This window comes from Roseiarcus fermentans, assembly GCF_003315135.1.
Classification (GTDB): Bacteria; Pseudomonadota; Alphaproteobacteria; order Rhizobiales; family Beijerinckiaceae; genus Roseiarcus; species Roseiarcus fermentans.
On sequence record NZ_QNRK01000018.1, the window covers coordinates 36,996 to 51,707 of the forward strand.

A 14,712-nucleotide genomic window follows, 5' to 3' on the forward strand; every position below is an offset into this window, starting at 1 on the left:
GGTCGACCACTCGCGATGACGACGCGGCGACGGGCGGAGCGGTCAGAGGAACGAGCCGGCGACGAATGACGCCAGGGCCCGGCGCTCCTCGCGGAAGACCGCCGAACCGCCGGCCACGTCCCGAGCGCTCGGCGCGCAGTCACGCGCGGGCGGCGAGGCACGGACTGACGAACAGATGACCCTTCCACGCCCCGTGGATCGTCAGCGCCGCGACCATTGTCCAGGCTCCAGCCAGGATCACCGCGAGCAGGGCGCCGGCGACGGCGAAAAAGGCGAGGTCGAGCGAGGCGCCGAGCCTCAGGGTCGCCGCCGTATAGACGCCGAGCGGGAAGGTGTAGCCCCACCAGCCGAGGTTGAACGGCGCGCCCTCGCGGACATAGCGGATGGTGATGATCGTCGCGAGCAGCAGCCACCACAGGCCGAAACCCCACAGCATGAGCCCGCCGATTACGCCGATCCCCAGCGCGACCGCGCCGACGGGAGCGAGCCCGTGCGCGGCGAAGATCGCCGGGGCGTCGCCGCCGAGGACCAGGAGACCGAGCGCGCCGGTGCCGATCGGCCCGAGCGCAAGCCAGCTCGACGCCGACATGCTGCTGTGCGGCAGCTTGTGCAGCGCCATCCGCAGCACGAGGATCGAGAGAATTCCGAATGCGACCGGCACCGAATAGGCCCACAGGGCGTAGCTTGCCACCAGCACCGAGAACGCCGCGCCGCTCGCGAGATGGGGCGCGAGAAGACCGCCGCTCGCGGCGGCGACCTCGGCCGCCACGACCGGCAGGAGCCAGACCGCGGTCATCTGGTCGACGCTGTGCTCCTGGCGGGTGAACATCAGATAGGGAATGGCCACGCCGCAGGCGAGCGCCATCGCCGCATCGGCGATCCACAAGTCCGTCGCGATCCCGATCGCCCGCTCGCCCAACAGCGGCGCGCCGAACACGACGAAGCCGTTGACGATGGTGGCGAGCCCCATGGGGATCGCGCCGAAAAACATCGAGACGACGCTGTGGCCGAACACGTGTCGCGCCTCGTGGGGGAAGATCGCCCAGCGGGCCGCGTAGAGGATCGAAAAAACCATGAACAGCGCGATATTGACCATCCACAGCGCTTGCCCGACGCCCGACAGCGCCGGTCCGACGACCGGGACCTGGGGCAGGACGAGCGCCAGAATGCCGGTTCCCATCGTGGCCGCGAACCAATTCGGCGTGAACTGGCGGACGATCTCCCGCGGATGGTCGAGACGGCTCAGCGGCCGCAGGCCGACCATGACGCCGGAAAAAGAGTCGGGGCTCACAGGTTACGATCCTTTCATGAGTTCGAATAGGGCGTCGACGGCCTTGTGGCGTCGCCGCTCCTTGTGATGGAGGGCGAAGAAAGTCCGCGGCGGCAGGTCGAGCGGCGCGGCGTGCAGGGCGCCGGTCTCGAGCGCGTGGCGGACGACGAGAGCGGAGAGAATTGCGACGCCCGCTCCCGCCTCGACCGCGGTTCGAACCGCCTCGTTCGAGGGAAGCGTCATGGCGATCGTCATCGTCGAGGGATCGAGGCCCAGCGCCTCGAGCGCCGTCTCGGCGCTCGACCGTGTCCCGGACCCGCGCTCGCGCACGATCCAGGACGCCGCGGCGAGGCCCTTCGGGTCGACCCGCTCGAAGGGCGTGGCCGAAACGAGGACCAGACTGTCGCGCGCGACCGCAAAGCGGTCGAGCGCGGGATCGCCGATTTCGGCCTCGATGAACCCCAGCGCCTCGTCGCCGCTTCGCACGCGCGCGGCCGCGCCGTCGCTGTTGGCGATCGAGACGTGGAGCGCGACGCCAGGGTATCGGGCGTGGAACGCCGCGAGATAGGTCGGAAGCCAGTAGCCGGCGATCGTGTGGCTGGCGACGATTCGCAGGGTGCCCCGTCTGAGATCGCCGAACTCGGCGAGCGCCAGCTCGGCGCTGGCGGCCTGCCCGAGCACGGCGCGCGCCTCGGCGAGGAACATCCGCCCTGCCTCGGTCAGCGCGATGCGGCGCCCGACCCGGTCGAACAGAGCGATGCCATAGCGCCCCTCCAGCGCCGCGATCGCCGCGCTCGCGGCCGATTGCGTAACGTTGAGGTCCTCGGCCGCGCGCGTCATGTGCTCGCGTTCGGCGACGCCGACAAAGATGCGAAGTTGCTCCAGCGTCACGGGTCTCAGGCTCCTCGCCTGTGACGATGCGCCGGGGTCATCGATCAGTCCAACAAGATATTCGCTTTGTTATGATCAGGTTTGACGATCGATTGGCGCGTCTCGGGCCGGATCGCCGGGCGGCTGCGCGGCGCTTCGCCCGAACCCCGTCGCGAGGGTCCGCCCGCACATCGTCGGGCTTGCCGACCATCCCGCGCAGGAAGGCCATGTCCACCAGGCCGGCGCGCCGTCTGACGACCTCGCCGTGGTCGAACACGATCGGCGTCAGGATGCCGCGGACGCCGTAACGGCCAACGATCGACGGCTCCTCGTCGACATCGACCGTGGCGAAACGGGCGCGCGGCTCGAGGTCTCGGGCCGCCCGCTCGAAGATCGGCGCCATCGCGCGGCATGGACCGCGCCCCGGCGCCCAGCATTCGACGCCGCCGCCCCGGGCGGCAGGCGTTGGCTCGCGAAGCGGCCACCCACCGCCTCGGCGTCAGGCCGTGACGGCGCCGCCGTGCGAGCGCCATTGCGACATCCCGCCGGGGTAGTGCCTGACGTCCTCGCGTCCCGCCGCTTGCGCCTGGTTGAGCGCATTGCGCGATCGGCCGCCGGCCTGGCAGATCAGCGCCACCGGTTTGCCGTTCGGCAGTTTGCCCGGATCGAAGCGCGAGAGCGGAAGGTTGACGGCGCCCGGGATGTGGCCGGCGGCGAACTCGTGCGGCTCGCGCACGTCGACGACCGTGACCGCGCTGTCGCGAACCGCCTCGGCGAACGCGTCGAAACCGAGCTCGGCCGGATCGGGCGCCCGGGAAAAGAGTTTTCCAAACATACTTGCTCCGTGAATCAGGCGGCGCCGGGGTTCGCCTTCGCCGCGGCGAACTGGGTGTAGGCGCCGAGCGCGTGGCTCGCGTACATGGCGGAAGGCCCGGCGCCCATATAGATCGCCATGCCGAGGGTTTCGAGGATCTCCTCGCGGCTCGCGCCGTGATCGACCGCGGCCTTGACGTGGAACGCGATGCAGTCGTCGCAGCGGACGGCCACGCCGATCGCGAGCGCGATCAGTTCCTTCGTCTTCGGGTCGAGTGCGCCCTGCGTCAGCGCGGCCTGCGCCAGCGCGGAGAACGCCTTCATCACCTCCGGCGCGCCGCCGCGCAGATTCTTGAGTTCCGAGCTCAGGCTTTTGGTCAGGTCCGGCCAGTTCGTGGTTTGCGTCATCGTCGTCTCCAATCGGTTCGGGTCGGTGGGGTCGTGCGCCGCGTCAGCGGAAGGCGCAGCCGGACTTGACGCCCAGGCGCTTGAAAAGGATCGCGGCCGGGCAGAAGCCGGTGAACGAGGCCTGGATCAGGTTCGCGCCGGCGAAGGCTGCGAGCCCCAGCCAGGCGGGGCTGGACACGACGGCAAGCGCGAGGCTGAGCAGGATCACGAAACCTGCGAATCGCATCACCGATTGGTCGAGTGTCATGAGATCGTCCTTGTCTTCCGTTTGTCGGATTCAATCCGGCGCGTCGCACCCCGGAGCGCAGTAGAGTTCGTCGAGCAGGCCGATCAGGCGGGAGACCTTCTCGCTGGCGAGCGAATAGTGGATCGTCTGCTGCTCCCGCCGCGTCGCGACGACGCCGTCGAGGCGGAGGCGGGCGAGGTGCTGCGACAGCGCCGGCTGGTTCAGGCCCAGCGCCTGTCGCAGCGCGCCGACCGACCGCTCGCCCTTCGACAGTTCGCACAGCACGATCAGCCGGTTGCGGTTGCCGACCGACTTCAGCAGCGCCTCGACCGCCGCGGCCTTGGATTGCAGCTCGATCATATTCATACTTGTGAAATTATAATATTCGTATATGTATGTCAAGAGCGTCGCCTGAAGGAACTGGAAATGCGTCTCGCCCTGTGTCTCGCCCTCGCGATGTCCGCGCCGCCGCCCGCGGTCGCCGCAAGCCTCGTCGTGCACGCGTCCGCCACGCCGGACGAGAAGGCGATCGTCGCCACCGTCGAGCCCGCGCACGAACTGACGGCGCGCGCCCGCATCGGCGGGACGATCGCCTCGCTCTCGGTCAAGGAAGGCGATTGGGTGACGGCAGGCCAGGAGATCGCCGTCATCGCCGACCAAAAGCTGGTCCTGCAGCGCCAGGCGCTCGATTCCCGCATCCAGTCGCAGCAGTCGCAGCGCGACAAGGCGAGGTCGGACTACGACCGCGCGCTCGAACTCATGAGGCGCGGCGTCGGCACGCAGGTGCAGGTCGACGCGACCAGGACGGCGCTCGACGTCGCCGACCGCACGCTGTCGGCGATGGGGTCGGATCGCGACGTTCTCGACCAGCAGATGAAGGAAGGCGCGACACTCGCGCCCGGCGCGGGCCGGGTGCTCAAGACGCCTGGCGCCGAGGGCTCGGTCGTGCTTCCCGGCGAGACGATCGCGACCATCGCCGAGAACCATTACATCCTGCGCCTGCAGCTTCCCGAGCGCCACGCGAGGGTCATGCGCGCGGGCGACGTGGTGAAGATCGGCGGGCGCGGCGCCGCGGGCGGCGGGAGCTTGAGCGAAGGCAAGGTCCGCATCGTCTATCCGGAGATCGAGGGCGGACGGGTGATCGCCGACGTCGAGGCGCCGGACGTCGGCGACTATTTCGTCGGCGAGCGAACCCGGGTCTATGTCGCGACCGGCGACCGGCCCGCAATCGTCGTCCCGCGGGCCTACGTCCACCGCCGGGCGGGGGTCGATTACGTCAAGCTGAAGGACGGCGTCGAGGTCGTGGTCCAGATCGGGTCGGGCGACGACAAAACGGTCGAGATCCTCGCCGGTCTCGCAGACGGCGACGAGGTCGTGACGCCATGAATCTCGGCATTTCAGGGACGCTCACGCGCGCGTTCATCAATTCGCCGCTGACGCCGCTCCTGCTGCTTGCCTCGCTGGTCGCCGGCATGATCGCGCTCACGTCCCTGCCGCGCGAGGAGGAGCCGCAGATCAGCGTGCCGATGGTCGACATCCTCGTTCAGGCGAACGGCTACAAGGCCGACCAGGCGGTCGAACTCGTTACGCGGCCGCTCGAGGACATCGTCAAGGGCATCGACGGCGTGGAGCATGTCTATTCCCAGACCAACGACGATTCCGTCCTGGTCACGGCGCGCTTTTTCGTCGGCGCCGACCAGGATGTCGCGACGTTGCGCATCCATGAGAAGATCCGGGCCAATCTCGGCGATCTGCCGAAAGGCATTCCGGAGCCGCTGATCGTCGGGCGCGGCGTCAACGACGTCGCCATCGTCACGCTCACGCTCTCGGCTTCCGCGCGCGAAGCGAAAAGGTGGTCCGACAACGGCCTCTTCCAGATCGCCGAGGAACTGAGTCACGAATTGGCCAAGGTCGACAATGTCGGCGCGGCCACGATCGTCGGGGGCGCCCCGAACCAGATCCGCGTCGAGCCCGACCCTGAGAAGCTTTCCGTGTTCGGCGTCACGCTCAACCAGCTCGTGGATAAAATCTCCAACGCCAACCGCTCGTTCCAGGTCGGCGCGTTCCGCGACGGCGGTAAGGCGCTGCCTGTGCTCGCCGGTCAGACGCTCCAGGGCGTGCCGGACATCGGGCTTCTCCTGCTCACCACCCGCGACGGTCGGCCGGTCTACGTCAAAGACGTCGCCAACGTGGTCGCGGGCAGCGCCGAGCTCGAGCATCGCGCCTGGACGATCACGCGCGGTCCGAACGGCGACCTGCAGCGCCGGCCCGCCGTGACGGTGGCGGTCGCCAAGCGCAAGGGGGCGAATGCAGTCACCGTCGCCGACGATGTGCTGAAGCGGCTCGAGATCGTGCGCGGCCGCGTGGTTCCGGCGGGCCTCGAAATCGCCGTCACCCGCAACTACGGCGAGACTGCGACCGAAAAGGCGAACGAGCTTCTCTTCCACCTCGCGCTCGCCACCGTCTCGATCGTCGCCCTGATCACGCTCGCGATCGGCTGGCGCGAGGGCCTCGTCGTGCTGATCGTCATTCCGACCACGATCCTGCTGACGCTCTTCGCCTCCTGGCTGATGGGCTACACGATCAACCGCGTGAGCCTGTTCGCGCTGATCTTCTCGATCGGCATTCTGGTCGACGACGCGATCGTGATGGTCGAGAACATCGCGCGGCATTGGGGCATGCTCGGCAAGCGCAGCCCCGCGGAAGCTGCGATTCAAGCGGTGGCCGAGGTCGGCAACCCGACGATCGTGGCGACGCTGACCATCGTCGCGGCGCTCCTGCCGATGATGTTCGTCTCCGGCATGATGGGCCCGTACATGAGCCCGATCCCGGCCAACGCCTCGATCGCGATGCTGTTCTCGTTCTTCGTCGCGGTGACGGTGACGCCGTGGCTGCTGTTGCGCTTCGCCGGGCGCAAGGCGGCCGCGCTCGGCGAGCACGGGAGCCACGGGATCGGCGCGATGGGGCGCTTCTATGTCCGCATCGCCCGGCCGTTGCTCGAAGGCCGGCGGCGCTCGAAGGTCTTCCTCGTCACGATCGGCGTCGCCACCATCGCCGCGTGCACGCTCTTCATCACCAAGGACGTGCGCGTAAAACTGCTGCCGTTCGACAACAAGTCGGAGATCCAGGTCGTGCTCGACCTGCCGCACGGGGCGAGCCTCGAGGACACCGATCGCGTGCTGATAGCGGCGGCCGAGCGGCTGAAGGACCTGCCGGAGCTGGTGTCGATCCAGGCCTATTCCGGCGCGGCTGCTCCCTTTAATTTCAACGGCCTCGTGCGCCACTACTACATGCGCGCGAATCCCGAGCAGGGCGACCTCGCGATCAACCTGCTCGACAAGGGCAAGCGCGACCGGGCGAGCCACGCGATCGCGCTCGACGTCCGCCGCCGGCTTCAGGGCCTCGCCCTTCCGCCCGGCTCGGCGCTCAAGGTGGTCGAGGTTCCGCCGGGTCCGCCGGTGCTCGCGACCCTGCTCGCCGAGGTCTACGGGCCGACGCCCGAGGCGCGACGGGACCTCGCGACGAGCGTGCGCAAAGCGTTCGACTCGGTCGATTTCGTCGTCGACAGCGACATGAGCTTCGGCAAGCCGTCGGAGCGGCTGCGCTTCGCCGTCGATCAGGAGGCGGCCGAGTTCCACGGGGTCGAGCAGCAGGCGATCTACGACACGATCGGCGCGCTGATCGGCGGGGTGAAGGTCGGATATTCGCAGCGCGGCGACGGTCTGAAGCCGATCGACATCAGCGTGGCGCTGCCGAGGAGCGAACGAAGACTCGGCGAGAAGCTTCTGTCGACGCCTCTGCCCGCGGGCGGCACCGTGCGGCAGGGCGCCAATGTCGAACTCGGCGACGTCGTCCGGGTCGTGCGCGAGCCGGCCTCCTATCCGATCTTCCGCCACAACGGCCGCTTCGCCGAGATGGTGTCCGGCGACGTCGCGGGCCGATTCGAAGCGCCGGTCTACGGCATGCTCGCGGTCGAGGACGCGATTGCGAAGCAGGACTGGGGCAAGGAGGGGCCGCCGACCATCACGTACCACGGCCAGCCGGTCGACGACGCGAAGCCGACGCTGCTCTGGGACGGCGAATGGGAAGTCACTTACGTCACCTTCCGCGACATGGGCGCGGCCTTCGGGGTGGCGATCCTCGGCATCTACCTGCTCGTCGTGGCGCAGTTCGGCTCGTTCCTGCTGCCGCTGGTGATCCTCGTTCCCGTTCCGCTGACCTTGATCGGCATCGTGATCGGGCACTGGCTGTTCAACGCCGCCTTCACCGCGACCTCGATGATCGGCTTCATCGCGCTCGCCGGCATCATCGTGCGCAACTCGATTCTTCTGGTCGATTTCATCCGCCACCGGCGGACCGGCGCCGACATTCCGCTTCGCCAGGCGCTGATCGAGGCGGGCGCGACGCGGTTCAAGCCGATCGTGCTGACGGCGGCGGCCGCGATGATCGGCGCGGCCTTCATCCTGACCGACCCGATCTTCCAGGGCCTCGCCATCTCCCTCGTCTTCGGCCTCGCCTCCTCGACGGCGCTGACGGTGCTCGTCATCCCGGCGATCTACGTCTGGCTCAGGGACGACGGGCGGGCGCTGGACGGGGACGATTGATACGATCCATGCCGGCGGAGGGAGAACGCGCCCGGCTCGGCGTCGGCGGAAACCGCGCCGGCGAGGGACAATGACTGAGATCGTCCGGCTCGGTCGCGCGCGCCCTTCGCGCCGAGGGCCAGCCCGTTCGCTTCAAGGCGGGCGACAGGCTGTTTGCGCCCGGAGACCGGCCGGGCGGCCTGATCGCCATCGTCAGCGGCCGCGTGCGCGTGAGCATGCTCGCCCCCGCGGGCCGGGAGGCGACGCTCTACCGCATCGGCGCGGGCGATTCCTGCCTCCCCACGACGTCGGCGCTGATGGGCGACGAACCGCTTCCGGCCGAAGGCTGGGCCGAGACCGACGTGGAAGCCCGTATCGTCGCAAGAGCGGCCTTCGAGCGCCTCGTCGCCGAAGACCCGCCCTTCCGCCGCGACGTCCTGCGCAATTACGCCAACCGGGTCGCCGATCTCGTCGTGACCATCAGGGCGCGCTGTTCCGCTCGATCCCCGAGCGGCTGGCGCGGACCCTTCTCGCGCGCGAAAGCGGAGGGGTCGTCGAAGCGACGCATCAGGCGCTGGCGGGCGAACTCGGCAGCGCGCGAGGTCGTGACCCGCGTGGCGCAACCCTTCGAGCGCGAGGGGCTGATCGCGGTCGAACGCGGGCGGATCGTGATCCGCGATCGGGACGCACTGCGACGAATGGCCGCAGGCGAACCGTGACCATGTCACCGACGTCGGCGGCCCTTCAAGCGATCGCGAGGGCGGTCGAGGCCGAAGTCCGGCCGAGAGGAAGTCGGGAGAGGCTCAGGTCGCCGAATGTTGGAACGCTGGACCGGATCGTGCGCTTCGTCCTCGGCGCCGCGCTCATCGCCTTCGCGCTCGGCTTCATCGCGCCTGGGACCGGATTCAACTGGGTCGGCTGGGTCGGGTGATCCGGCTCGCGACCGCGTCCCTGGGGACCTGCCCGCTCGACAGCGCGCTCGGGTTCACGACCCGCGGCTGACGGCTGCGGCGCGCGCCCGACGTCACCCGGTCGGCGACCGCCCGCCGCAAAATGTGGTGTACAGGACGTCGATGAGCGCGCGCACCTTGTCGTCGGCGATGCTGTAGTGGATGGTCTTGCCGTCCCTGCGCGCCGACACGAGCCCTTCGAGCCGCAGGCGCGCGAGCTGCTGCGACACTGTCGACTGCCGCAGCGACAGAAACGCCTCGAGCTCGCCGACCGACTTCTCGCCGTCGAGCAGGTTGCACAGGATCATCAGCCGGGACTCGTGAGCGAGCGCCTTGAGAAAGTCGCTGGCCTCGCGCGCGCTGTCGGCCATCCGGTCGACCTTCACGCTCTCCTGCCGCTCGACCGCTTTCGCCAAAGCCATCCCGTCCATCGCGTAATTTTCATATCTACGAATGTTCGACTATAACCGAATCCGCCGCTGCGCCAAGCCATATCGCCGTGCGGCGCGCGACCGCCGCTTTCCGCCCGGAGCGGCGAGGAGAGCAAGGCGCATTCGGCGGATCCCGGCGCATCGACCGGTTCCCGCATCCGCCCGATGCCGCGTGAGGAACCGCGGAGGCCGCGGGCGACGGCAGGGCCAACCCCGCCCGACGGTCGATCCGAGCGTTGCAACGACATCCATGAGCCTGTAGGGACACCGCCTTGTCGACGCCGAATGTCGTCCGGGCTCGGCCGGGCCGGCGGCCGGGCGCGCGCCTTTGGGGCGCTGGAGATCGACGCCGAAGCGGGCCGAGGCCGAGCGTGGCTCGGCCAACAGGGCCGGTCGGAATCGAGCGAAGGGCCTCTCATGCCGATCGATTACGTCCACGGATACGACGACCTCGAAGCCCGCCGGCTTCAGGATCAGGCCGGCGCCCTAACGGACCTCCTGCATTCCGACACGCGCTACGCGCCGGGGGAGGAGATTCTGGAGGTCGGCTGCGGGGTCGGCGCGCAGACCGTGACCCTGCTGCGCAACAGCCCGAAGGCCCGATTCACCTGCATCGACCGGTCCGCGGCGTCGCTGGAGCAGGCGAGGAGCGCGGTCGAGCGCGCCGGGTTCGCCGACGTCCGCTTTCTGGTCGCCGACGTCTTCGCGTTGCCGTTCCCGCCCGCTTCGTTCAACCATGTGTTCCTGTGTTTCGTGCTCGAACATCTGTCCGCCCCGGCCTCGGCTCTGCGCGAGATCCGAACGGTCCTTCGTCCCGGGGGAACGCTGACCGTTATCGAGGGCGATCACGGCACCGCCTGTTTCCATCCCGACAGTTCTTACGCGCGACGGGCGATCGCGTGTCAGGTCGAACTGCAGGCGCGCGCCGGAGGCGACGCCATGATCGGTCGCCGCCTGTTCCCGCTGCTCGCGGACGCGGGCTTCGCCGACGTCCGCGTGTCTCCGCGGCTGGTTTACGTCGACGGAAGCAGACCGCAGTTGATCGACAGCTTCACCAGAAAGACATTCACGAGCATGATCGAAGGCGTTCGCGAAGCGGCCGTGACCTCGGGGCTCGCGACTGCCGATGACTTCGACCGCGGCGCCGCCGACCTGCGGCGGACCGCGAGCCCGGACGCCGTGTTCTGCTACACCTTCTTCAAGGCGTTCGCGCGAGCCGACTGAGGAGCCGGCGCAGCTGCGGGGCGGCGAAGACCCGACGCCGCTCTCGACGCGCGTTACGCCGCCGAGGGCGCGACCGCGACCTCGCGCGCATTAGCGCTTGAGCCGGGCGGCGCGCGCCGGTACGAGGGGCCAAGAGCGCCAGCCTGGGGCGCGCTTGGTCGCTTAAGGGTCGACGAGGCGGCGGGGCGTGACCCGGGCCGGGCGAGGCCCCGCTCGAGGTCCGGTCTCCCTCGCAACGCCCGTTGCAGAACAGGCGACGGAAGGAAGATGCGCTGACGTTGCGCCTGGCGAGGAGAGCGACTGCAGCGCTCGATCGGTCGAGGATCTTTGGACATGAGTTCCTTCCGCGTCTCCATCGTCCGATTTTTCGCCGTCGCGCGCGGCGAGGCGCGGATCGCATCGGCTGGAGCGCCGCAGGTCGCCTGGCGATTGCTGGGCCTCGCCGGATGGACCGTTGCGGCGATCCTGAGCGGGCTGCTCGTCGGCGTCGTCGCGGTCGCTCTCCCTCCGATGGGACTCGCGGGCGTTGTCGGCATCTTTGGCCTGGCCCTCCTCTGGGTGCTGCCCGATGGATTGACCCCGCCGGACAGGTTCATTCGGCTCAATCTGCTGATTGTGGTTTTCGCCGATATCTGCATCCCGACATACTATTCGTTACAGGTGCCAGGCCTTCCCTGGATCTCGGTGCGAAGAGTTGTCACATTTGTACTGATATTCATGTTTTCAATCGCGTTTTCTACGTCTAGATCGTCTCGAGCGAGAATATTCAGCGTTGTAAATGATAACAAATTGATCTTTGTTGGAGTATTTGGCTTTTTGATAACCATCGTTGCGTCGATTTTTACTTCAATTACTCCATTTGGTTCGTTGAACGGTCTGGTCAGTGCGCTCCTGGAATGGTACGTTCCGTTCATTTGTGCAATTTACGTTTTGAGAGACGTAAAAGACGTCGAAATGATGATTCGGTTTATTTGTTGGTGCGCGATCGGCTTGATGCTCGTCGCCGCCGTCGAATTCGTTACCGGAAAGAGCCTTTATATTTCGATCATGCCGAGGTTTATGTACGATCAGATGATCGCGAATTCTGACTATGCTCGGGATGTCTTGACGTCCGGTTTCCACAACCGAATGGGTCAGGTTCGGGTCAACGGCCCCTACTCGGTTTCCTTGTCCTTTGCCGAGTTCCAGGCGATGGTCGCGCCGTTCGGCGCAGCCTTCCTGCTCCACGGCCGCAATATGTTTGACAGGGTATTCGGGATCGCTGTCCTTCTTGCGTGTTTGATCGCGATTTACATGTCCGGCTCGCGCGGCGGATATCTGTCCTTCCTGGTCGGGAACTTCATGTTCGTCATGCTTTTCGTCGTGCGGAGCCGGCTGTTGCAACCGCGCAGCTTGATTGCGCCGTTGTTCGGGATTCTCGGCGGCGCGGCGTTCGTCGTCGTCGCTGTGGCGATCGCCTTCGTCGGCAGGGTTCACAACGTAATATTCGCAAGCGGGGAAGGCGACTCGAGCAATCAGGCGCGCCTGCTCCAATGGACTTTGGCATGGCCAAAGATCGTCGCAAATCCCGTTACCGGACACGGTTTTGCCGCAGGCGGTGAAATCGTTGGATACCGAGCTTCCGCTGCCGCTCCATTGAGCGTCGATAGTTTTCTTTTGTCATTGTTGGTGGAAACCGGCCTGCCTTCTGTCATTCTTTACTTTGGAACCTCACTTGTCTCTACGTTTGTCGGCGTCAAGCAGTATTTTCTTGATCAAGGTAGAGGCGGCGTCCTGGCGGGAGGACTGGCTTGCTCGATTACAGGGTTCACGGCCTATCGATTTTTTCTGTCGCAGCGCGAAAACCAGACGTTGCTCTTCATTCTCGTTGGCTGCGTCGCGATCGTGCGCCATCTGTATGTAGAGGAGCGAGCGGCCCGAACCCCAGCCGGATAATCTCCAGGCGGCCGCCCGAGATCGGGTTCGCCCGCAGCCTGGCGTTCCCCGCCTCGGACATCGGATGGACCGGCACGAAGGCAGTCTCGTCCAGCCCGGTTCGATCGGTCTCCGACGGGTTTGCCGGATGGAGTGTCCCTCGGAGCGGTCAGACAATGTCCCTTTCCTCGCGCTTGAGGCGTCGATATAAAACTGCGCGGTCGACCTCGCCCGTCGCCGGTGTCGAATCGCCCGGATCTTGGCTGCGTGGGCGCGCAGAGCCGTCGCTGATTCAAAGACTTCGAACGGCGCGAGGCGAAAGCCGGGCACGCAAGATGACGTTGGCACCAGGCAGGGTCTGCAGATTGTGACGGGCGCGGTCATCAACAGGCAGCGTCGGCGGTCGCCGTCGTCTCCCTGGTCTTGCTCACAGGACCGGGCGTGTTCCGCGCGTCCGGCGACTTTCCAAGATGTCTGACCGGAGGGACCCGCGACCGACGGCGAAGTTGGCGCGCCTGGCGGCGACCCTGATTGAACTGCTTCCGCTGCAATTCAACCTGCTGGCCAACCTGAAAAAGAGCTATCCGCTGGTGATCGTCGGCTCGATCGAGACCGGCCTGCCGTTCGTCCGGATGCTCGCGTTGACCCATATCTTGTCGTTGACGCAGATCGGTTTCATTTCCGTCTTGACGGCCTTCAGTATTTTTCTTGAAGTATCGACCGATATAGCGATCTACCGCTTCGTCTATTCGGCCCCTAAAGACCGTTACGAGGAGGCGCTGGCGAGCGCCCATGCGCTCGCCCTGGTCAGAGGCGTTGCGATTTCAATTCTCGCGGTTTGCGTCGCGCCTCTCGTCGCCTCAGCGGTATCGCTCGGCGATTCCTGGACGAGCTTCGCATTGCTCGGGCCGCCGATGCTGATTCGTTCGTTCGAGAATTTGTCGCCGAGGATCGCGGAACGCGACTTCCGCTACTGGCCTCAGGTCGGAACCATGGGAGTCACCGCGACCGTTTCTATCGTTGTCATGATCATTGTCGCATTGATCACACGAAACTACTACGCCATGATCGCTTCGACCTACGCGCAGGTCGTCGCCCTCGTTCTGGCGAGCCGGATATTCGCCGATGTCCCGTATCGGATTGATTTCCGTAGCCCGTTATTCAAGACGGCCTTCAGGTTTTCTTATCCACTTCTGTTCAATGGGCTTGGTCTGTCGATCGCCATGCAGGGCGACCGGTTCGTCGTCGCGGCTTTTTTCGACCTCAAGACCTTGGCGATCTATTCGGTCATCCTGCTCACGGCGACTGTCCCCCTGACCCTGTTGAACCGTGTCCTCCAGACCACGATCCTCGCGCGCTTCTATCACGCGAGTTCGGACCCGGGGCGGCTGAACGCGGAGGTCAAGCTGGCGGCCAGCGTCGTCGCCGTTCTGGCGGCACTCTACGGCGGCGGGGTCGTTCTCCTGCTCAGCCCGGTGGTGACGCTCGTGTTCGGAGCAAAGTTCCATGCCGATCCCATGGCGATGGGCCTTCTCGGCGCCGCCGCGTTCACGCGGCTGGCGCGGACCGAGCCGTTCACGTCGGTGATGTTGAACGCCAGCCGCACCAAGCGACTGGCCGCCTCGAACATCCTGACGTCGAGCGCGCTGGCTTACATGGTCGGCGCTTCGTTCCTCGACCGTTCCATCAACGGGCTGCTCGGCGCTCGACTGGCGGGAGAACTCACGAGCTGGGTCGTGACGTTTTTCATGGCTCGCAGGGCGCCGGAAGGCGGACGGTTCGCTTTCACGCTTTCGACCCTCGTCGCGCTTTTGTTCTTCGGCCTGGCCTGCCTTGGATCCTATGCGCTCGGCTCGGCGCGCGACTCCCTTCTGCCGTCGCTGGCGGCGACCGTCGTGTTCGTGATCGCGGTCCTGGCCTGGGGCGTCGTGGACCTGCGTCGCAGAATGAGTCGGCTGCGGGCCGCCATCGTGCAAGGACAAACAGCCGCGACGGACGCCTCGGCGTCGTAACGCGTTCGCAC

14 protein-coding genes and 1 pseudogene are annotated in these 14,712 nt (G+C 66.7%); 7 read left to right on the forward strand and 8 right to left on the reverse strand.

What is annotated here, in order from left to right:
- Positions 1 to 139 precede the first annotated feature (139 nt).
- The 7 genes and pseudogenes from DFR50_RS16515 to DFR50_RS16545 all read right to left on the reverse strand — a co-directional run bounded on the left by DFR50_RS16515 (position 140) and on the right by DFR50_RS16545 (position 3,947).
- Positions 140 to 1,291, reverse strand: a complete 1,152-nt coding sequence (locus DFR50_RS16515; protein ID WP_245427857.1) for a TDT family transporter — start codon at positions 1,289 to 1,291, stop codon at positions 140 to 142.
- 3 nt (positions 1,292 to 1,294) lie between these two features.
- Positions 1,295 to 2,161 carry a LysR substrate-binding domain-containing protein gene (locus DFR50_RS16520; protein ID WP_113890382.1) on the reverse strand — a complete coding sequence of 289 codons (867 nt, stop codon included), beginning with the start codon at positions 2,159 to 2,161 and terminating at the stop codon, positions 1,295 to 1,297.
- 37 nt (positions 2,162 to 2,198) lie between these two features.
- Positions 2,199 to 2,570: pseudogene (locus tag DFR50_RS16525) on the reverse strand (thioredoxin family protein); the annotation flags it as partial.
- Positions 2,571 to 2,639: 69 nt separating this feature from the next.
- On the reverse strand, positions 2,640 to 2,975 hold the full coding sequence (locus DFR50_RS16530) for a rhodanese-like domain-containing protein (RefSeq protein WP_113890384.1): 336 nt from the start codon (positions 2,973 to 2,975) through the stop codon (positions 2,640 to 2,642).
- Positions 2,976 to 2,989: 14 nt separating this feature from the next.
- The gene (locus tag DFR50_RS16535) at positions 2,990 to 3,361 is read right to left on the reverse strand and encodes a carboxymuconolactone decarboxylase family protein (protein WP_113890385.1); all 372 of its coding nucleotides are present in this window, start codon (positions 3,359 to 3,361) and stop codon (positions 2,990 to 2,992) included.
- 43 nt (positions 3,362 to 3,404) lie between these two features.
- Complete coding sequence (locus tag DFR50_RS16540; protein ID WP_113890386.1) at positions 3,405 to 3,608, reverse strand: YgaP family membrane protein; 204 nt, start codon at positions 3,606 to 3,608, stop codon at positions 3,405 to 3,407.
- A gap of 30 nt (positions 3,609 to 3,638) precedes the next feature.
- Positions 3,639 to 3,947 carry an ArsR/SmtB family transcription factor gene (locus DFR50_RS16545; protein WP_245427859.1) on the reverse strand — a complete coding sequence of 103 codons (309 nt, stop codon included), beginning with the start codon at positions 3,945 to 3,947 and terminating at the stop codon, positions 3,639 to 3,641.
- A 66-nt stretch (positions 3,948 to 4,013) separates the two neighbouring features.
- Between DFR50_RS16545 and DFR50_RS16550 the strand changes: the two genes are divergently transcribed.
- From DFR50_RS16550 to DFR50_RS16565, 4 genes are all read left to right on the forward strand, one after another.
- Positions 4,014 to 4,973: an efflux RND transporter periplasmic adaptor subunit gene (locus DFR50_RS16550; RefSeq protein WP_113890388.1), complete on the forward strand. Its 960-nt coding sequence runs from the start codon at positions 4,014 to 4,016 to the stop codon at positions 4,971 to 4,973.
- On the forward strand, positions 4,970 to 8,191 hold the full coding sequence (locus DFR50_RS16555; RefSeq protein ID WP_113890389.1) for an efflux RND transporter permease subunit: 3,222 nt from the start codon (positions 4,970 to 4,972) through the stop codon (positions 8,189 to 8,191). The genes DFR50_RS16550 and DFR50_RS16555 overlap by 4 nt, the downstream gene beginning before the upstream one ends.
- A 74-nt stretch (positions 8,192 to 8,265) precedes the next feature.
- Complete coding sequence (locus DFR50_RS16560; RefSeq protein WP_281016379.1) at positions 8,266 to 8,889, forward strand: Crp/Fnr family transcriptional regulator; 624 nt, start codon at positions 8,266 to 8,268, stop codon at positions 8,887 to 8,889.
- Positions 8,890 to 8,891: 2 nt separating this feature from the next.
- Positions 8,892 to 9,101, forward strand: coding sequence for a YgaP family membrane protein (locus DFR50_RS16565; RefSeq protein ID WP_210208936.1), 210 nt, complete (start codon positions 8,892 to 8,894; stop codon positions 9,099 to 9,101).
- Between the two features lie 93 nt (positions 9,102 to 9,194).
- Here the strand turns inward: DFR50_RS16565 and DFR50_RS16570 are convergent, their stop codons facing one another.
- On the reverse strand, positions 9,195 to 9,542 hold the full coding sequence (locus DFR50_RS16570) for an ArsR/SmtB family transcription factor (protein WP_113890461.1): 348 nt from the start codon (positions 9,540 to 9,542) through the stop codon (positions 9,195 to 9,197).
- Positions 9,543 to 9,968: 426 nt separating this feature from the next.
- Between DFR50_RS16570 and DFR50_RS16575 the strand changes: the two genes are divergently transcribed.
- From DFR50_RS16575 to DFR50_RS16585, 3 genes are all read left to right on the forward strand, one after another.
- The gene (locus DFR50_RS16575; protein ID WP_113890462.1) at positions 9,969 to 10,775 is read left to right on the forward strand and encodes a methyltransferase domain-containing protein; all 807 of its coding nucleotides are present in this window, start codon (positions 9,969 to 9,971) and stop codon (positions 10,773 to 10,775) included.
- A 333-nt stretch (positions 10,776 to 11,108) separates the two neighbouring features.
- Positions 11,109 to 12,710 carry an O-antigen ligase family protein gene (locus DFR50_RS16580; RefSeq protein ID WP_113890391.1) on the forward strand — a complete coding sequence of 534 codons (1,602 nt, stop codon included), beginning with the start codon at positions 11,109 to 11,111 and terminating at the stop codon, positions 12,708 to 12,710.
- Between the two features lie 449 nt (positions 12,711 to 13,159).
- A complete protein-coding gene (locus tag DFR50_RS16585; protein ID WP_113890392.1) occupies positions 13,160 to 14,701 on the forward strand; it encodes an oligosaccharide flippase family protein in 1,542 nt (513 codons plus the stop codon).
- Positions 14,702 to 14,712 lie beyond the last annotated feature (11 nt).